Source organism: Yersinia massiliensis, from assembly GCF_003048255.1.
Lineage (GTDB): Bacteria > Pseudomonadota > Gammaproteobacteria > Enterobacterales > Enterobacteriaceae > Yersinia > Yersinia massiliensis_A.
Genome location: NZ_CP028487.1, coordinates 3,213,383 through 3,233,580, shown reverse-complemented (window position 1 = coordinate 3,233,580; position 20,198 = coordinate 3,213,383). Strand labels below are relative to the sequence as shown.

Below are 20,198 nucleotides of genomic sequence, written 5' to 3'. Positions count from 1 at the left end.
TTGCAGTGCAATGTTGCTATCGATGATCGGGCTGTTACCGGCTGGGGCCACTGAATCCCCGCCGGTGACGGTATTTAATTGGCAATCAGCACCCAGTGAAGAGCAGTTAGCGGAGCTGAGTCTGCGCGAGGCGATTTTACGAGCGTTTGCCCGTAATCCCCAAATTGCACAAGCCGCTGCACAAATCAGAGTGGGGCAAGGTGATTTGGATGTCGCTGAAAGTGGCTGGTATCCACAAATTGCGTTACAGGGGACGGCAGGGAAATCCCATCAAACCGATTCGGCCGGTAGCCTGAATAGCAATGCATCGGCGGGGGTTCAACTGAGTCAGTTGCTGTATGACTTTGGTAAAACCGGCGGCAGCATTAATGAGCAGCAGTATTTGTCCGATGCCTACCGTTATGATCTGTTTAACGTCATGACGGCGGTAGGGTTAAGCACGGTGCAATCGTATTTGCAGGTGAAGCGCTATCAGGCGTTAATTCTGGCGGCACGGGATAATATTGGCTCGCTGGAAAGAGTGAAGGAAACCGCACAGCTCCGAGCGGATGCGGGCCTCAGCTCTCAATCCGATGTGCTACAAGCGGAAACCCGTATTGCTGGCATGGTGGCGACATTGGAGCAATATCGCGCCCAAGAACGTTCGGCAAAGGCCCAGTTGACGGTATTAACGGGCGTGGTCTCCGATAATTTGCCGGATTTACCCCAAGATTTGCTGAAGCAAAAAATCACTCTCAATGCCATCCCCTATGATGCCAGCAGTGCTGTGCGCAGTGCAGAGGCTAAACAGCAGGCAGCAAGAGAGCGAGTGCGGCAAAGCCAAGCGCAGCACTGGCCAACGGTCAAACTTCAGGCAGGCAGAACACGCTATGAAAATGATACCCGATCTTACTGGGACGACCAGGTTCAACTGGCGGTTGAAGCACCGGTTTATCAGGGGGGCGCGGTGAGCGCCAAGGTGCGTGCTGCGGAAGGTGCGCGTTCGGCGGCGCAAGCCGAAGTTGAAAAAGCCAAGCTGGATGTCAATCAAAAAGCGGCAACTGCCTACGCCGACATGATTGGTGCGGTGCAACGCCAGCAGGCAGGGGAGTTGCAATTGGACAGCGCCCGCCATACCCGCAGTGTGTATCAGGATGAATATAAGCTCAGCAAACGCAGCCTGAATGACCTATTGAGTGTCGAGCAGGATGTGTTGCAGGCCGATTCCATGCGACTCATGGCTCTTTACGACGGTTGGGATGCGACAGCGCGTTATGCCTCTGCCGTCGATAATCTGGTGGATATGTTGGGAATTGATCGTGTCGCCCAGAGCGGTGAAAGGTTACCCACGCTCTGATAGCAGCCCCTTTGCGCGCTGGTAGGCAAAGGGGCTGTGCTTAATTGACCCAATAACGTGACGCGACAGGGGTAACATGACGCAATCTACAGCGAATCAATCCGCAGCGAATGAAGCTACATCTGATCAAGCGGCATCGGACCAATCTATACCGACGCAGCCAACATCAGCTCAGCCAACATCAGCTCAGTCAACATCAGCTCAGTCAACATCAGCTCAGTCAACATCAGCTCAGTCAACATCAGCGCAACCTATCCCGACTGAAGTTTGGATAGCGGCCATGGCAAGGGTGGCTAGCCGTTATGGCAAACCCGCAGATACCAAGTTTCTCACTCAGCAAATGCGTTGGTTCGAGCAACTTAGCGGCTTACGTCAATTGGAACGCCTTAGTGGTTTGCTCGGTTTGCAGAGCAGCGTGGTCCCCTTGAAGAAAGTGCGCTGGCGCAATGCGCTACTGCCTGTATTGGTGGCAATGGATTCCGGCAGCGTGGCGGTACTCGAACGCATCAACGACCAAGGTTTGGTCCACTATTGGCTCAGTGATGGCGGTGATGTGGTGCGCGAAGCGAGCTTGCAAACTTTGCTAGACAATAGCCAAGGGCAGGTTGTGATGGTGGGCATCGCTGATCGTGGCCGAGATCAGCGAATCGACGAATTCGTGAAGCCTTACCGTCAGCATTGGTTTTGGCAAAACTTTCGTGGCGCAGGGCGAAAAATTGCTGAAATCTCACTCGCCTCGGTATTGGGGAACGTACTGGCTTTAGGCGGCATACTCTTCTCCATGCAGGTCTATGACAGGGTGATTCCGGCGCAGTCCTTGACCACGTTGTGGGTGCTGTTCTTCGGCGTGCTATTGGCTGCATTTATGGAATATATCATTCGACTGACCCGCACTCAGATCTCTGATCTGATGGGAAAAAAAATCGACCTGAATGTGTCATCGATGCTGTTTGTTCGCGCGATGGCGATCAAAAACGAGGCGCGGCCCAAGTCCACTGGTTCGTTTATCTCCCAGCTACGTGAAATCGATCAAGTGCGCGAACTGCTGACCTCGACCACCGTCGGGGCGGCGGCTGATATGCCGTTCGTCTTGCTGTTTCTAGCGATTATGGCGTTTATCGGCGGCCCGTTGGTAGTTATCCCAATGCTGGCTATCCCGCTGATCGTGATCCCCGGTTTATTGATTCAAATCCCGATGGCGAAATTGGCGAAAGAGGGGATGCGTGAGGGGGCACTGCGTAATGCGATATTGGTCGAAACCATTGAGGGCATCGAAGATATCAAAGCGCTACAGGCTGAACCCTACTTCCAGCGCCAGTGGGAACAAACGCATGAGGTTAGCGCCGCCGTTGGCATGAAGCAACGGTTATGGGGCGCGCGCCTTACGGGCTGGGCCTCGACTGTTTCACAACTAACCTATGCCGGTATGCTGGTTTTCGGCACCTATTTGGTGCTGGGCGGGGAGATTACCACCGGTACGCTGGTCGCCAGCAGCTTGCTTTCCTCGCGAACTATCGCCCCATTAATGCAGCTGACCATGGTTTTCTCACGTTGGCAGCATGCCAAAAGCGCCATGACGGGCTTGAATGAATTGCTCAAGAAACCCTTGGACAGACCCGAAGAGGGGGAAATGGCGCACTGCCCCATCCTGAATGGCCACTATCAGCTGCGCAATCTGCAATACACCTATGATGAAGAAAAGGGGCAAAACGTCATCACCATTGGTTCACTGGAGATAAAACCCGGCGAAAAAGTGGCGATCCTCGGCAAAGTCGGGGCCGGTAAATCGACCTTACTCAAACTGTTGGCCGGTCAGGCTAGCGCCACACAAGGCAAAGTCATTATTGATGGCGTGGACATCAAACAGGTTGAACCGGCGGATTTACGCCGTCAACTGGGCTTCTTATCGCAAGACTCTCGCTTATTTTTTGGCTCTCTGCGGCAAAACCTGATGCTGGGCCACCCTCATGCCACCGAGCAGGAGATGCTACAGGCTTTGCGCATTAGCGGCGCAATAACCCTAGTGCAACAAGATGCGGCCAGCCTTGATCGCATTATTAATGAAGGGGGCCAAGGGCTGTCAGGTGGACAGCGGCAGATGGTCTTACTGAGCCGGATGATTTTACGCAATCCGCAAGTGGTGTTGATGGATGAACCGACCGCCTCCATGGATGATCAACTGGAAAACTATGTCATTAACCAGATGCATACTTGGCTAGAGGGCCGCATGTTGGTGCTGGTCACCCATCGGCCAGCCTTATTAAAACTCGTGGATCGCATCATTGTGATGGATAACGGCCGTGTGGTGGCTGATGGTCCACGGGATCACATCCTCAACACGGTCGCCAATAAATCTCAGCAAGGTGCTGCTTAAAAGGAGTGGGTTATGAGTAGTCTTAGCCTGCAACAAGAGCGGGCGTATCAAGAACGACGCATGTCACTGATTGTCTGGCTAACACTGGCGGGGATGATCGTGATGTTTGTTTGGGCATACTTCGCCATTTTGGATGAGGTCACGGTCGGAACGGGGAAAGTCACGCCCTCAAGCCGCGCGCAACTGATAGAAAGCCTTGATGGCGGGATCATCAACGAATTGTTAGTCCACGAAGGGGCCATCATCAATAAAGGACAAATATTGGCCCGCCTTGACCCGACACGTTTTCAATCTAATTACGGTGAAGCTGCCGCTCGAGTTCGTACCTTGCGGGCCTCTTCCGAGCGTTTGCGTGCTGAGTTAACCGGTGCAGCCTTAGTTTTCGGCAGTGATACCCTCAAGGAGCCCGAGTTGGTGGCGCGCGAGACACAATTTTATCTCTCCCGACGACAAAACCTCAATGAAACCGTCAGCAACTTGCAGCAATCCCTAAAACTGGTGCAGCAGGAGTTACGTATGACTGAGCCGCTGGTGGCGAAAGGCGCTGCCAGTCAGGTAGAAGTGATTCGTCTGCAACGTCAAGTCAGCGACTTGCGCGGTAAAATCGATGAAGCGCGTAACCAGTATGCCGTCAGGGCCAGAGAAGAACAGTTGAAAAACAATGCGGATTTGGACGCGCAGTTACAGGTGGTCTCTGGCAAGCAAGACCAGTTGACCCGTACGACATTGATTTCCCCCGTGCGTGGCATCGTCAAAGATATACAGGTCTCCACTGTAGGCGGGGTGCTACAACCCGGTGGTAAACTGATGGAAATCGTCCCCATCGAAGAGCAGTTGTTGATTGAGACACGGATTAACCCGCGTGATATTGCCTATATCCGGCCCGGTCTCCCCGCGACGGTCAAGATTACGGCCTATGATTCTTCCATCTACGGCAATTTGAATGGGGTGGTGGAGACGGTTTCGCCGGATACGCTGCAAGACGAGGTGAAACGTGACCAATTCTACTACCGCGTTTACGTTCGCACGGACAGGGCAGAGCTGAAAAATAAAGCCGGTAAATTATTCCCCATATTGCCGGGCATGGTCGCGAGTGTGGAAATTAAAACCGGCCAAAAGACGGTGTTAGACTACCTGATAAAACCACTTAATAAAGTGAAAGAGTCATTGCGGGAGCGCTAATAGCCTCATCGAATATTCTGCCGCGAGGGTGCAATGCCACTTGCGGCAGAAGGCTCATTATTAGTGATTTAATGAAACGTAACAGTAATAAGTAGCTGGGTAATAGTTAACCAATCCACCTAAATATCCACCACTGATTTTAAGCTATTCGTGCTGAAATATAATAATGAAACTATATTATCAGGCCACTATTTCATTGGGGGAATATGATTAGCACTATAAATATACTTTGCTATCTATATTACAGGCAATAAAAAAGCCGGTCAAAAGACCGGCCGTCAACTAACGAATTATCTGGCTGCGAAAGCCACAATGAAAGTAATATAATAAATAATGATGATAGCGTCGCTATTATAGTGCTGGGTAATTTTATATTGTTTGTCAATTTGTGCTATCTTTTGTTTTTCATTAACTATCTGTTTTTAATGTATTTATTATTTAAATTTAGCAATGAGTGCTATATTTTGTGTATTATTTGTTTTTATTAAAGTTCGTCGTTATTTACATCTAGAAATACTTATCGGGGAATATGAAACATTATTCGCAACTTGGTAGCATTTTCTGTATGGATTAATCCGAATATTATTACCACAATAGACGCACCCGGTTGGGATTATATGCTCGCAAGAGCAGTGGCATAGTTAATCTAATAATAGAGGATAATAACGATGAAACTTCGAGTTCTTTCCCTGCTCGTTCCGGCTTTATTAGTTGCAGGCAGTGCAGGCGCGGCTGAAATTTACAATAAAGACGGTAACAAACTGGATCTGTATGGCAAAGTTGATGGTCTACATTATTTCTCTGATGATAAGAGCAAAGATGGTGACCAATCCTACATGCGTTTTGGCCTGAAAGGTGAAACACAAATCAGTGACCAACTGACCGGTTATGGCCAGTGGGAATATCAAGCAAACCTGAATAAAGCAGAAGACCAAGATCAAGGTAACTTCACTCGTGTCGGCTTTGCTGGTTTGAAATTTGCTGATTATGGTTCATTCGATTACGGCCGTAACTACGGTGTGCTGTACGACGTGAATGCATGGACTGACGTCCTGCCAGAGTTTGGTGGTGATACCTACGGTGCAGACAACTTCTTGTCTCAACGTGGTAACGGTATGGCGACTTACCGTAACACTAACTTCTTCGGTCTGGTTGATGGCTTAGACTTTGCACTGCAATATCAAGGCAAAAACGGCAGCGGTACTGAAACCAACAATGGCCGTAGCGTGCAGGGTCAAAATGGTGACGGTTACGGTATGTCCCTGTCTTATGACTTGGGTTGGGGCGTGAGTGCATCGGCTGCGATGGCGAGCTCTAAACGTACTACTGAGCAAAATGAGCTGGCCTTTGGCCACGGCGATCGTGCTGATGCCTATTCTGGTGGTTTGAAATACGATGCTAACAACGTCTATCTGGCGGCAACTTATACTCAAACCTACAACCTGACTCGTTTTGGTAACTTCAGCAACACCAGTACTGATGCTGCTTACGGTTTCGCTAACAAAGCGCAAAACATTGAGTTAGTGGCACAGTATCAATTTGATTTCGGTCTGCGTCCATCCCTTGCTTACCTGCAATCTAAAGGCAAAGACTTGGGTAATGGCTACGGCGACCAAGATCTTGTTAAATACGTTGATGTCGGTGCAACTTACTTCTTCAACAAAAACATGTCCACCTACGTTGATTACAAAATCAACCTGCTGGATGAAAACAACTTCACCAAAAACGCGGGCATCAACACTGATGATATCGTCGCGGTTGGTTTGGTTTACCAGTTCTAATTCTGTCTTCAGAAGAAATACTGAGATAAACGCGGTCAGTTGGCCGCGTTTTTTTGTTTCTGCCCCAACGCCACGTCTTCCGTCATTGGGTTAAGTTGCGTTTACTTTTTGAACGTATAGGTTTTTTTTGACCAGTTTTGGCATGAACTTTAACCAAACGAACTAAATTTCAATTTTTTTTAAATGAAACACTAGACATATCATCACGCTATAGACCATAATCCCGCTCATTGGAAGGATGGCCGAGTGGTTTAAGGCAACGGTCTTGAAAACCGTCGACTGTAACAGGTCCTAGAGTTCGAATCTCTATCCTTCCGCCAAATTACGCCGGCATAGCTCAGTTGGTAGAGCAACTGACTTGTAATCAGTAGGTCCCGAGTTCGACTCTTGGTGCCGGCACCAATAAAAAACCCTGTTATCTGAATAAGATAACAGGGTTTTTGCTTTTCTACTGTTTGGACTCGGCGGCAATCTTTCCAATACGGCAGTGTTTCCACTGCCGTCATCGAATCAGCCATTCTTAGCCAATTGAGCGACCAACTGATTAACGCCATCGCTCATATTGCTAAATTTAGTCAGTTGCGTGCGAGTGACCACCACAAACACACCGATGTTCTTCTCTGGGATCATCGCCATGTAAGTAATGAATCCACCGCCACCACCGGTTTTCTGCATGATACCCGGTAGGTCTGCATTCGGCGCCATATACACCCAGCCCAGACCCAGCGCATCGGCTTGACCCGCTACATCCATGCCTTTCAATGAGGTCAGGTCACGGCGCTGGAAATACATCGCCTGTTCACGTTTAGCTGAGCTTTTGCGCGCACTGCTATCCGATGATAAGAATTGCTGCATCCAGCGCTGCATATCCTCTGGCGTTGAATAAATCCCGCCACTTCCGGCAGCCGCAAGGGTGTTCTCACAGCGGCTGCTGCCAACGCCGACCATCAGGCGACTACATTGCTCTGCCGTTGGGGTGAGGGTGGTATTTTTCATGCCCAGCGGCGCGGTAATTTTATCACGCAGTAAGCTGGTATAAGGTTTGCCAGAAGCCCGTGATAGCGCATCAGCCAGTAAGTCATAGGCTAAGTTGGAGTACGCGGCTCTGACACCCGGTGGTACGGTCACGGTCGCCTGTTTCAGCCACTGCCAGCGGTTATCTTTGGTTGGCCAAGTGAATACGGGTCTTTTCTGTGGGCCACCGGGTTGCTCGCGGGGCAGGCCACTGGTATGGCTGGCAAGATTCAACAAGGTAATCGGTTGTTTGGTATTATAAGCAGGCACCTTGGCACCCTTAGGTGCGTATTTCCGTAGCGGATCGGTCAATTTAACCGTGCCATCATCGGCCAGCTTAACCATCACTTCACTGGTCATCAGCTTGGTAATGGAGGCAATGCGAATTAATGAGTCAGGTCGTGGGCGCAGGTTGTTGCCCGGTTTGGTTTCACCAAAACTGCGGTTGACCACTTGATTGTTATCGATAACCACCAACGCCATTCCCATGGCACCACTGTTATAGAAAATATGTTCGGCGTATTGGTCCACAACTTGTGAAGTCAAAAGCTCTGTTTTGGCTTGGCTGTGCAAGGAGGTGGTGAATAGGGCAGCGGCCAGCAGCGAGAAGGAAAAATGTTTCAGCACTCTTTTATCCATATCAAAAAATCAAACAATAAGCAGTCGTGAACTTATAGTAATCGGATATGTGAATAAAACATGCTGAAATTTTCGAGTAGACAAATAATTTACATTTTCAGTAGAAGGGAAGCCGTAAATACGCAAATGGTATCGCAATCTGCATCCTCTCAATACTCATGCAAAAAACGCATCGGAGGGAGGCCGATGCGCTTGATGAGTTCACTTCAGATCAATTAACTTTCTGTCACCGGTTTAGGGATCACAGTGGAAGTTTCTTTCATGCCTAGTGGGTTATTTCCCCAGCATTGCTCATACTTCCAGCCGGTTAACTCTTCAGCAACGGCTCTGGCGTGTGCAGGGATATCCGCCATGGCACCGCCACTTTTAATACGATCAATTTCTTCCAGCAGAATTTTATGATTCTTACGGTCTAACTTCATTTGCGTAGTGTAGTAAATCGCCACTAGCGCCAGTGAGATGACCCCGATAGCAAATACACCCACAATTGCTTGTACCGCCACTTCTGGTTGACTTGATTGACCTGACACAAAACCAAAGCGGCTTAATGTCCAACCCATGGCAAAGACAATAATCGAGCGAACCATTTTACCGGCAAAGGTCATGGCACCTGCGTATATCCCTTCACGGCGACGGCCTGTTAATACTTCGTCTACATCGGCCAGGAAGGTATAAACCGTCCACGGAATGTAATAAATACCACCGGTACTTAAGCCGAATACCGCAGTGATGCCGAATAAAACAACCACAGTTGTTGTTTGTGACCAGCCCGTAAAATAGAGCGCGGCATAGGCAATGACACTGACTATCACCACTTGCAAGGCAATACGGAACGGACGGGCAAAGCCCATTTTGACGCATATACCAATAAAGACGGCGGTTGAGATCAACTGCATGATTGAACTGAAGCTGTTGAGCTGAGAAACCAGTGCAGCATCTTGGCCCAAGCCAAAAATAATAAAGTAGGTAAAGGCGGAAGCGAACAACCATTCAGCACCGAAACCGAACAAATACATGCCCAAATGCTTGCGGAAAATACGTAAATGGAAGGTAGATGCCATGTCCACACACAGTTTTTTCAGTGCTTGACCCAAACTGCTGGTGGTTTCACGTACCACTTCACTGGCTGGACGTTCCCATGAGGAACTGTACAGCCAGATCATCGCGAAGCACATAATCAAGCCGTAGGCGATACCGGTATAGAGGAAGGGGGTCGCTGAATCTTTGCCATAAATAGCAATAAATTGTCCGGGAATAAAGGCCGCTAAAAAGTTAGCAACTTTACCGAAAATGGCTTTGGAACCGGTTAATTTTGAGCGTTTAGCAAAGTCAGTGGTCATCTCGGTTGCCAATGTTTCATAAGGCACCATGATGGAGGTATAAATCAGCTCAAACAGCGCGTAGGTCAGCAGGTAATACCAGAAACCAAAGCCACTCATCCAGAGCATCGGATAGACTAATACGAGTGGAATACCCAGCAAGATAAAGAAGCGACGCCGACCAAAGATGCGGCCCAAGCGAGTGTTGTAGAAGTTATCGGTGATATAACCCATGATTGGGTTACTAATAGCATCGAGAATACTGGCGATTGAAAAAATTGTAGCGGCTTCGACGACAGACAATCCGCAAAAGGTGGTGTAGAAATACATCAGCCAAGCACCGCTGATGGCTAACGCCCCACTGCCCAATAAATTGGCACTCCCATATGCCAATGTGTGCCTGGTTGTAATAGGTTTACTCATTTAAACTGCCACCTCAAATTAAAACAATGTTTCATAAATAATGGATATCTGTTTTCTTTATAAAGGTATGGCGTTTTTAAAAATGAGGGCTAGATCACGAAAAGGTTTTTTTGGCTCTGAAATGGCGCGTATTACAGTGATAAATTGATATAAATCAAATTAGTGGTGATTGAGGATTTTCAACAAAACACTGAAATGCCCGTGATAATGCACATACGCGATAATGCCTCTTTACGCTAATTATGACCGTGACCGATGTGGCAAGATTTTCATCGGCAAACTGAAATATCATCACCAGTATTAGGTCTATCGCTTGGCGTGTTAAAGTGATGCTATTGAGAATGAATAAATAACGATAGGCGCAGCCTAATCATGCCTGTTGGCTGTCATTGCAGTGAGCAGTAAAGGAATAAAATGGCGAAGAAAAACCCTTATTACGATGCCAGTAAACCCCATCACACGGAGTTTGGATTCCAGAATCTGGAGCCAGTTATTCATCATCCGCAAGATTTGAAGCGCTGGCGTGAAGAACGTAAACGCCAAGCATTACCAAAACCGCCTCAGCAGGGCTACACACAGTTCATCAATGACTGGTGGCAGGCGGCAGATTTTAGTGGTCAACAAGATGCGTTGTGGTGGTTAGGGCATGCCTCGCTTTTGCTGCGTGTGGCTGGAAAGACAGTGTTGTTTGATCCTGTGTTATCCAGCCGTGCTTCGCCGCTAAATTTTTACGGGCCTGCTCGTAAAACCCCAGTTCCCGCCAGAGTCAAGGCATTGCCGCAAATCGATGTGGTGGTGATTTCCCATAATCACTACGATCATTTGGATGTCACTACGATTAACCAATTATTGCGGCGCTTTCCCGATATCACCTTTTTGGCCCCCCTAGGACTGAAAAATTGGCTACTGCAACACGGTGCTCGCCATGTTCATGAGCTGGATTGGTGGGATACAACGACGGCCGCTGAATTTGAGTTTCATTGTGTACCGGCCCGTCATTGGAGCATGCGAACGCCTTGGGATCGCAACCAAAGTCTATGGTCGGGGTGGGTGGTCAAACGCGATGGAATCAACTTTTATTTCACTGGTGACACCGGTTATTGCCAGCAATTGCTGACTATAGGCGAGCGGTTGGGGCCATTCAATTATGCTGCATTACCGATTGGTGCTTATGCCCCTCGCTGGTTTATGCAAGCGCAGCATATGGACCCGCAGCAATCAGTGCAGTTATTCCAGCAATTAGAGCAGCCTATAACAGTGCCGATTCATTGGGGAGTATTTGAGTTGGCAGATGAGTCGTTGGATGAACCCCCGCAACAACTCAAATTAGCGTTAGCGGAAGCGGGGGTATCAAACGATAACTTTGCGCCGATTAAAATTGGTGCACGGATCTTATTGGGATAGGGCGTTTTAGCGGGTGATAAGCGATCACACCGCTAAAACGGTTGTTTTGCTGAAAAATAAGCTCTGCTGTACTAGATCCTAAACTGATTCACCGCGCCAGTTAAATCAACGGCCTGCGCTTGTAAGGCTGCAGATGCTGCTGTTGATTCCTGCACCAACGCTGCATTTTGTTGCACCATCGTATCCAACTGAGCGACTGCACTATTGATCTCATGGATGCCGCGCATTTGTTCATCTGCAGCGTTAGTGATTTCTGACATGATAATGGTGACATCAGAGACGCTGCTGACAATCTCAGTCATGGTATTGCTGGCCAGTCGCACTTGGCCAGAACCTGATGACACACTGCTGACGGTGGATTCGATCAGGGTTTTAATCTCTTTCGCTGCTTGTGCGCTGCGTTGCGCCAAGGTGCGAACCTCACCAGCCACCACTGCAAAACCGCGTCCTTGTTCACCGGCGCGGGCTGCCTCCACCGCGGCATTCAATGCCAAAATATTGGTCTGGAACGCAATGCCATCGATCACACTCGTGATATCGCCAATTTTGCCCGATGCGGCTTCAATTGATTCCATCGTGGTGATCACTTTTGCAATCACGTCACCCCCACGAGAGGCATCTTTCGCCGCAGAGAGTACCGCCGTGTTTGCTTGGCGTGCGGCACTGGCTGATTGGGCAACAGTGGCCGATATTTGCTCCAGTGCTGCCGATGTTTGCTGCAAGCTAGCCGCAGCCGATTCTGTTCGACCGGATAAATCCTGATTACCAGCCGCAATTTCATTGGCAGCAATACGTACCGATTCGCTGGTATCGCGAATTTGTGCCATCACAGCACTCAGCTTGTCGGCAAATCGGTTGAATGATTGGGCAATTTTTGCCACTTCATCACGGCCTTCGATCGGCAAACGTCTCGTTAAATCCTCGGTGCCGGAGCTGATGGCGTCCATGGCTTTATGCACATGGCTAAGGGGGAGTAAGGCACGCTGTGTGATCAGGCCAATAATCACGATAGCGATCAAAATAATCACTATCAGCGTCACCAATGACGTTGTCAGTAATGATCGCATACCGGCAGTGGCTTGTGCCTGATCTAGGGCGACCACTGTAAACCATTGTGTCCCCGGTACAGCTTGCGCAAGCAGCAACTTAGGCTGCTCACCTATCTTGGCAACAATAGGATCTGTCGCCGTCAATAGAGCTTTTAGATCTAATGACGGTGCAATATCACTTAGCGGCTTAAGGGTTAGCTGTGCATCCGGATGAGCGATAATGGTGCCATCGGCATCAATTAACATGCCGAAGCTATCATCGGTTGGATGTATGGATTTCACGTTTGCAATAACGCTATCCATAGTGACATCGGCAGCCAATACCCCTTTGACATTCCCATCCTGAATAATGGGTAAGGCAAACGTCACCACTAATTGATTAGTCCCCGCATCAACATACGGTGGAGTCACCACGGGTTTGCCAGCCTTAACCGCTTGCAAATACCACGGGCGACCAGTGGGGTCATAGCCTTCAGGAATGCCATCAGGATTAGAAAAGGTGGCTGTTTTATTGGCATAACCAATATAAACGTTAATAAAATTACCGGCCGCTGCCACTTGACGCAATGCGGGTATCGGGTCAGCCGTCAGTGCACTGTCTTTGAGTGACACAATCATTTGTGTTTTAGCGGCCACCCAGTCTGCAATCCCGACACCATGACTGGCGGTCACAGCAGTCAAAGTGTTATCGATGGCACTGCTGTTATATTTGTTGGCAACGGAATAGTTAAAATAAGTGTTAATGGCGAGAGAACCCGCGACGATGATGATGCAGGCAGCCAAGATACGTGAACGAATGGAATCAAGCATAGAGCGTCCTAATTAATGGGGATGGCATGATCCCAATAACGGCTTAGCAGCGTAAAACTTGAACTGAGTCACAGTCACAAAAGGCGATAAGTGCGTCATTGTTAACGCTTCTTTATGTAATAGTGAGAAAGTGGGGGGGATAGTTGTAATCGATATCGAAGGAAAACATAAAGTTGACAAAGGCAATGTCTAAAGTTTATTGGTGAGAATCAAAAAAATGTTGAAAATAATAGTGATATTTAAAGTATAAAGTCAGCCTCAATATGAGGACTACAAAGGTGTGTAGGCGACATATTGAGGCTGATTCTTGGCGGCGACATCGCGTGGGATGATTAAAATTTATGCTGCAAACCCAAGGACAGTGTTTGGTGGCGGTAAGCGATACCAGCACCCTTTAGCGTGTTTATGGACTGACCCGTTGCTTGGTTGAGCATTTGTGAATTTCCTTTACCTTCGGAGTATCGATTCCAAGAAGCTTCAACAAATACTTTGGTATTTTTAGTGACATAATATCCGACATCCATAGCGACACCATAATAGCGAGAGTTTTTGCTGGTATCGTTGAAGGTTTGATTACGCAGATGATGCTTATCATAGCCATTGGCATTGACCCAACTGCTATATTTAAACATTGTATTAAGCTCGAAATTTTGATGGCGATAATGGCCAGCTAACCCAATATAGGGCATATTAAATTTTTGCTTATAACTGATGGCCATGATGTCATCAGACAGCTTAATGAGTTGGCTGCCATTACTGTAAATTAAATCACCACCATATGCCACCCAACTATTGTTACTCTGCTGATAGCCGGATATGGCTCCAATACGATAATTATTATTGTTTAAAAGCCAAAACTTGACATTGAGATCAATTTCATTGGCATGGTTTAAATTAGTTTTACTATGATGAGACCACTCACTCCAATTAATTTGATTTTGATTTAGCCAGTCATAATTATCCATGAAGCCATCTGCAGATGATAATGTGCTCCAGCCTTTGGCCGTTAAAGTTAGTCTAGATAAGAGATCCCATGAAATATCCATCTTGATGATGGGGGCGTTTCTCACTTTCCAATCCAGTTGGCTGACTTTATGCCCTTGGTTTTCGGGTTGATAGACAGATTCTTGCGATTCTGCACTTAATAAACCCAGTGAGGTGCTCACTTTTAAGTTATCGGTAATACTTGAATTATAGCTAGCTGAGGCTATATGGCATGTCATAAGCAATGCTAATGCGCATACGCTTTTCTTAATTAATGTTACGTTCTTCATTACTAACCTTTAATGGACTTAAATATCGATAATGAAAGGTAACATTGATATAAGGTTAATGTTTTAAATTAAATATTAAAAGAAAATTAAAAATATTAAATATTGCTTATTTTATTAGAGTACAATAGAAAACTATCTAATCCGAGCGGAATTGCTCGGATTACTTCAGATTAAAAGTCACTGACAAGCCATTCGTCTGCTTCTTCAAACATTTCTTCAACCAAACGATTGAGCACTGATTTTTCTTGTTTGTTCGCATCAGTATTGATGCCGTTCGCTTGCATCGCTTTGACTTTCACGTCGGCATCCGGAAAGACACGATGCACACGTTTAGTTAGCTCCGCCTTAATCATTTCACCTGCATTAGCCAAACCAGCGACATTCCGTTTGTCATAAATCAATTCAACACGCATGTTTTTTTCCAAAAAGAGATAATATACTGTGTTAATGTACAGTATTAAGGCGCATGAAACAACGCGTTTTAGCTATTCTATGATGATAAAATCAGTAAATTAGATTGTTTATCGATATAAAAATAGCCACAGGTGATTTTCGCGATTCATGACTTGCCGCTATTTTTTATCTCAATGTTAAAAGAGGGGATTTAGTTTGATAACGCGTAGTTCTCAAGACTACAGATGTACGAGACTAATCTTTTGCCGACCAGTGGGCATTCACGACGACCCCAGTATTTTATAGTGATCTGTTAGCTTGAGCAGACGATAGGCTGGATCCTGTGGCCTCATACCAAATTGTCCGCACTTACTCCGACAGAGATAAAAACATGGGAGGACTTAGGGTGCTCTGCAGAATGAGCAAATTTCTCGGTACACAAGATAGGTTTTTACCCAGCCAGCAATAGGCGTCTTTCGGATATGAAGTCATAAACTTTCGAATTGGCAATATTAATTGATAATCATTGCTATTTAAAGGCTAACTAACATAGCAATGATTGTTATTTTTTATGCTGCATGGTGTTAAGCAGTGTGTGTTTTTTAATAAAAATAAAATATTTTCACTTTTACAACGTAAATATTATGTAAATATCATTTTCTGATAAATATGAATTATGATTTTTTTGATTTGACTCAAAAAATGATTGTGGTCTTGATTATCACACTCATTTATCCCATGAGAAAATTCCTACCATTCTGTTTTGTCTTGTTTTTTTATTTCATTTTTTGTCGCTATTATTAACTTGTGACTGATGGGGTAATTTATTTTCAATATCTAATGTAGGTATTTTCCTACAAGTTAAATGAAAAATCCCACACCTTATTTTCTTTTTTCTTTTTTCTTTTTTCTTTTGTTCATACTTATTCATTCTTATTATTTTACAAAATAGTAATACCTATGTGTTTTTTAGCCTAATTGACAATGTTTTAAATGATGAAATAATAGCCATAACGAAATCGGACTTCACTGGTTCAGGATATAAATCCTAATTAAAAACATTGTTCTAAACATATTTAAGATCACGGGGAAATAAACATGAAAATTAAAACTACCAGCGCATTAATTGCAGCTATCACTGGTCTGTTTATCGCGCAGTCTGCTTTTGCTACAGACGGCACTATTACTATCAATGGCCAAATTACTGATACCACTTGTGGCGTTTCAGTAAATAATGGCACTAAAGATGGCACAGTCAATTTACCGACTATCTCTGCCAGCGCATTGAGCACGATTAACTCGGTTGCCGGTACTACACCTTTTAGTATCGTCTTATCTGGTTGCTCTGGGGCGTCAATGAATAATGCTTATGCTTATTTTGAGCCAGGCGCTACGGTAGAAACCTCAACAGGTCGTTTGAACAGCAATGGCACATCGACAGGTGTTCAGGTTCGTCTATTAAATAAAAATAGCTCGCCTATTATGGTCGGCGGTGCAGGTCAGAGTAGTGTCGTCGAAGATATATCTGGTGGTGGCGCGACATTAGCCTATTATGCACAGTATTATGCGAACAACGCTTCAGTCGGTGCGGGTACAGTAACGACTCAAGTTGACTATACTATTGTTTATGACTAAGTAATGCTTGTGATATAGCGGGGCTGATAAGAGGGAGATAGTTAATCTCCAATGTTATCAGCAACAACATGGGAGCTTAGTGCTCCCTGTTTAGTTCGCTCTATAATTGGAAACCTTATGCGTAAAACATTCTTTATAGCGTTCACCTTGGTCACATTATTCATTACGGCGACAATTGCTCGCGCGGAAGTGATGATCACTGGGACGCGTGTCATTTACAATGAAAAGCAACGTGAAGGTATAGTTAAGGTTTCCAATACAGGGAATATGCCAGTTCTCTTGCAAGCCTGGATTGATAACGGTGATGCGAATGCACGTCCGGATACGATCAAGGTACCTTTTAGTGTTACGCCACCAGTAATACGTTTAGATCCTAAAAGAGATCAAACTATCCGGCTGTTTCGGACGGGCAGTGGCTTAGCAACTGATCGTGAAACGCTTTTTTGGTTTAATTTGTTAGAGATCCCACCTAAGCCAACAAAAAGTGCTACCGGCGAAGATAACAAACTACAACTGGCTTTCCGCACCAGAATTAAAATGTTTTATCGCCCAGCAGAATTAATGATGACGTCAGAACAAGCGATGAAACATTTGACCTTTTCTAAGAAAGGCAACCAGTTGGTAATAAAAAATGCGTCACCGTATTACATTACCTTTAGGAAAATTGAGTTTCGTGCATCTAAAGACAGCCCAGTTTTGGCTAACTTGAGTAAAATAAATAATAAAATGGTAGCACCTTTTGCTGAGCTTAGTTTACCTGTGAACACTCAAGGGGCGACTAATAATACGACACAAGTCTTTTATTCTATTATCAATGATCAAGGTGGAGAGACGCAGGGCTCTCAAAAACTGGAATAATAAAATTAGAAAGCATAAAAATAATTAATTTAACTCTTTATGCCTTTTTACGGCACATCTTCATTTAATGGCCTAGATATAATGCATTGTAATGATATGTATTATCAAAAAAACGAGCGCCTGAACTATTTATCGGCATTCTCCCTTGTTATTTTTAGCTTGGGCAGTGTGCTATTTAGTCCGACTTCAGCAGCTGAAGATCCTGAACATGTTGAGTTCAGTGATTCTTTCCTTCGTTTCTCTGTGGATGCGGCGCGTTATAGTGAGGGGAACCCAGTTGCTCCAGGTGAGCGCAGCATTGATATTTATCTGAATGACCAGTGGGTTGGGCGTCAGAATATGCGCTTTGAATTACCTACGCCAGATTCTAAAGTTGCCTCCCCGTGTTATGACTCCGCGCTATTTGCTGAATTAGGCGTTGATATCACACATATCACTTCTGATATCTTAACGCAGCTTGATACAACCGGCGTATGCTTGCCATTGAGCAATCTCGTGGAGGGCGGCAATGCGATTTTTGATGAGAATATTCAGCGCCTCGATATTCAGGTTCCTCAAGCATTTTTAATCCGTCAGGCTCGTGGTTATGTTAACCCCAAATATTGGGATGACGGGGTGACTGCGGCAACGTTAAAATATGATTACACCGGTTATCGTAGCAATCAGCGCGATATTAGCAGCCAGACATATCAATATCTGGGGCTGTTGGGCGGTTTTAACTGGCAAAGTTGGCGTTTGTATTATCGTAGCGCACTCAATCGTAGTGATAACCAAGGATTTGATTATCAAAACTTAGCCACCTATGCTGAGCGCGCAGTGCCATCCTTATACAGCAAAATGACAATTGGTGATTCAAGCACTGATGGTCAGGTGTTTGACAGCATCAGTTACCGCGGTATTGAACTGACCTCAGATGATCGCATGTTTGCTGATTCTCAGCGTGGTTATGCACCAGTGGTACGTGGCATTGCTCGGACCAATGCCCGCGTAGTGGTGCGACAGCAAGGCCAATCCATCTATGAGACCACGGTACCGCCGGGGCCTTTTACCATCGACGACCTCTATCCTACTGGTCAGGGCGGTAATCTGAGTGTGACTATCACCGAAGCCGATGGTAGCGAACAGTCTTTTACCGTGCCTTTTACCGCCATTGCTGAATTATTACGGCCAGGAACAACGCGCTACTCCTTGATGGCCGGTGAGTATCGTGACAATTCAATGGTGGAAAAACCAACCCTGTTTATGGGGACCGTACGCCATGGTCTATCCAATCTCATTACGGGCAATGGCGGGGTTGTCGCTGCTGAAGGGTATCTTTCGGCATCTGCTGGGCTGGCATTTAATACTTCCGTCGGTGCGCTGGCATTTAATGTGACACAAGCACAAACCAAACTACCGGATGAAGGCGATCAGAATGGCCAGAGTATTGGTATCACCTACGCCAACTCCTTACCCGAAACCAATACCAGCCTGACCATCGCCAGCTACCATTATTCTAGTGATGGTTTTTACACACCCTCTGAAGCCATGCGGATGCGTGATTATCTACAGCACGGTGAAGTGAATAGAACTATTTTCAATTCTAGCCTGCCAACAGATAGCACTAGCTATGATGACAGCTTTAAATATCGTCGTCGTAATCAGGCGCAAATCAGTATTACTCAAGGCCTGCCTGAGGGTTACGGTTCGTTTTATGCCAATGCCAATGCGCAGGATTATTGGGGTGGGCAGAGGCGCGATATGAACTTCCAGCTTGGCTATAATAATAGCTATAAGTCATTGAGTTATAACGTCGCGATTAACCGGTTGCGCAATATGTCTAGCGGGGATTGGGATAATCAGTTGAGTGTTTCTTTCTCTATTCCGTTGGGAACTCAAAATGGCTCACCGCGGTTGAGTACCAGCTATACCAGCACTCGCGACAGTCATTCGCTACAAACGGGCGTTTCTGGTTCTGCCGGAATTGATAATCAATTTAACTATGGTGTCTCGGTTGCGGATAATCGTACTGATGAGAATGGCAACTATAACACTCTGGGTGTGAATGGTAATTGGCTGGCACCGAAAGCCACTGTGGGTGGCAGTTATTCAAAAAGTAATGATTACGATCAGGTCAGTGCCAGCCTGTCTGGCGGTGTTGTTGCTTACAGCGGTGGTGTGGTATTTGCCTCGTCGTTGGGTGATACCGTTGGCATTGTTGAAGCACCGGATGCGGCCGGTGCCCGTGTGACTAACTATTCGGGAACACGCCTTGATAGCCGAGGCCGGGCGATTGTGCCTTATCTGAGCCCTTATCGGCAGAATGATGTTGAACTTGATCCGAAAGGTTTGTCATCAGATGTGGAATTTAAAACCACCAGCCAGCGAGTTGCGCCAACCGCAGGGGCGGTGGCACTGATGAAGTTTGAGACTTCAAGCGGTTATTCGATTCTATTGACCGGTCGTCGGGCAGATAGCACGCCACTGCCTTTTGGTGCTGAAGTCAAAGACGCTAATGGTATCGGTGTGGGCTATATCGCTCAGGGTGGGCAGGCCTTGGTTCGAGTGAATGAACAAGATGGCCATCTGCGTGTGATATGGGGTGAGGGGGTTGGTGAGAGTTGCGGATTTGATTATAAATTACCCAGTGGCGCAGTGGCTCAGGGAGAATTCCGGCAGTTAGAGGTGATATGCAAATAAATGCTTATCGGAAGACAGGAATACGACA

The 20,198-nt window shown here is 46.4% G+C and carries 13 protein-coding genes and 2 tRNA genes; 10 read left to right on the top strand and 5 right to left on the bottom strand.

Going from position 1 to position 20,198, the window contains the following annotated elements; all coding sequences use genetic code 11:
- Positions 1-22: 22 nt before the first annotated feature.
- The 6 genes from DA391_RS15085 to DA391_RS15060 all read left to right on the top strand — a co-directional run bounded on the left by DA391_RS15085 (position 23) and on the right by DA391_RS15060 (position 7,075).
- Positions 23-1,336 carry a TolC family outer membrane protein gene (locus DA391_RS15085; protein ID WP_240624835.1) on the top strand — a complete coding sequence of 438 codons (1,314 nt, stop codon included), beginning with the start codon at positions 23-25 and terminating at the stop codon, positions 1,334-1,336.
- 280 nt (positions 1,337-1,616) lie between these two features.
- Positions 1,617-3,710: a type I secretion system permease/ATPase gene (locus tag DA391_RS15080; protein WP_050081478.1), complete on the top strand. Its 2,094-nt coding sequence runs from the start codon at positions 1,617-1,619 to the stop codon at positions 3,708-3,710.
- A gap of 12 nt (positions 3,711-3,722) precedes the next feature.
- Entirely contained in the window at positions 3,723-4,892 is a 1,170-nt protein-coding gene (locus tag DA391_RS15075) for an HlyD family efflux transporter periplasmic adaptor subunit (protein ID WP_050081351.1), read from the top strand.
- A gap of 668 nt (positions 4,893-5,560) precedes the next feature.
- A complete protein-coding gene (locus DA391_RS15070; protein ID WP_050081352.1) occupies positions 5,561-6,673 on the top strand; it encodes a porin OmpC in 1,113 nt (370 codons plus the stop codon).
- A gap of 232 nt (positions 6,674-6,905) precedes the next feature.
- Positions 6,906-6,993: transfer RNA gene (locus tag DA391_RS15065), tRNA-Ser, on the top strand.
- A 6-nt stretch (positions 6,994-6,999) separates the two neighbouring features.
- Positions 7,000-7,075, top strand: a tRNA-Thr gene (locus tag DA391_RS15060).
- A 108-nt stretch (positions 7,076-7,183) separates the two neighbouring features.
- On the opposite strand, the gene ampH is transcribed toward DA391_RS15060, so the two are convergent.
- Both ampH and DA391_RS15050 read right to left on the bottom strand, forming a co-directional pair.
- Positions 7,184-8,326, bottom strand: coding sequence for a D-alanyl-D-alanine-carboxypeptidase/endopeptidase AmpH (gene ampH / locus DA391_RS15055; RefSeq protein WP_050081353.1), 1,143 nt, complete (start codon positions 8,324-8,326; stop codon positions 7,184-7,186).
- 215 nt (positions 8,327-8,541) lie between these two features.
- Positions 8,542-10,068 (bottom strand): MFS transporter, encoded by a 1,527-nt coding sequence (locus DA391_RS15050; protein ID WP_050081354.1) that lies wholly within the window; start codon positions 10,066-10,068, stop codon positions 8,542-8,544.
- A 414-nt stretch (positions 10,069-10,482) separates the two neighbouring features.
- Here DA391_RS15050 and DA391_RS15045 point away from each other — a divergent pair, with 414 nt between their 5' ends.
- Positions 10,483-11,472, top strand: coding sequence for an MBL fold metallo-hydrolase (locus tag DA391_RS15045; RefSeq protein WP_050873254.1), 990 nt, complete (start codon positions 10,483-10,485; stop codon positions 11,470-11,472).
- 71 nt (positions 11,473-11,543) lie between these two features.
- Here DA391_RS15045 and DA391_RS15040 read toward each other — a convergent pair whose 3' ends face one another.
- From DA391_RS15040 to DA391_RS15030, 3 genes are all read right to left on the bottom strand, one after another.
- The gene (locus tag DA391_RS15040) at positions 11,544-13,331 is read right to left on the bottom strand and encodes a methyl-accepting chemotaxis protein (protein ID WP_108087922.1); all 1,788 of its coding nucleotides are present in this window, start codon (positions 13,329-13,331) and stop codon (positions 11,544-11,546) included.
- A 332-nt stretch (positions 13,332-13,663) separates the two neighbouring features.
- Complete coding sequence (locus DA391_RS15035) at positions 13,664-14,605, bottom strand: omptin family outer membrane protease (protein WP_108087921.1); 942 nt, start codon at positions 14,603-14,605, stop codon at positions 13,664-13,666.
- A gap of 170 nt (positions 14,606-14,775) precedes the next feature.
- On the bottom strand, positions 14,776-15,018 hold the full coding sequence (locus DA391_RS15030; RefSeq protein WP_050081358.1) for a DinI-like family protein: 243 nt from the start codon (positions 15,016-15,018) through the stop codon (positions 14,776-14,778).
- Between the two features lie 1,078 nt (positions 15,019-16,096).
- On the opposite strand from DA391_RS15030, the gene DA391_RS15025 reads away from it, so the two are divergent.
- The 3 genes from DA391_RS15025 to DA391_RS15015 all read left to right on the top strand — a co-directional run bounded on the left by DA391_RS15025 (position 16,097) and on the right by DA391_RS15015 (position 20,170).
- Positions 16,097-16,633, top strand: a complete 537-nt coding sequence (locus tag DA391_RS15025) for a fimbrial protein (protein ID WP_019209389.1) — start codon at positions 16,097-16,099, stop codon at positions 16,631-16,633.
- A 117-nt stretch (positions 16,634-16,750) separates the two neighbouring features.
- Positions 16,751-17,491 (top strand): fimbrial biogenesis chaperone, encoded by a 741-nt coding sequence (locus DA391_RS15020; RefSeq protein ID WP_088130362.1) that lies wholly within the window; start codon positions 16,751-16,753, stop codon positions 17,489-17,491.
- Positions 17,492-17,587: 96 nt separating this feature from the next.
- Positions 17,588-20,170: a fimbria/pilus outer membrane usher protein gene (locus DA391_RS15015; protein ID WP_167398178.1), complete on the top strand. Its 2,583-nt coding sequence runs from the start codon at positions 17,588-17,590 to the stop codon at positions 20,168-20,170.
- Positions 20,171-20,198 lie beyond the last annotated feature (28 nt).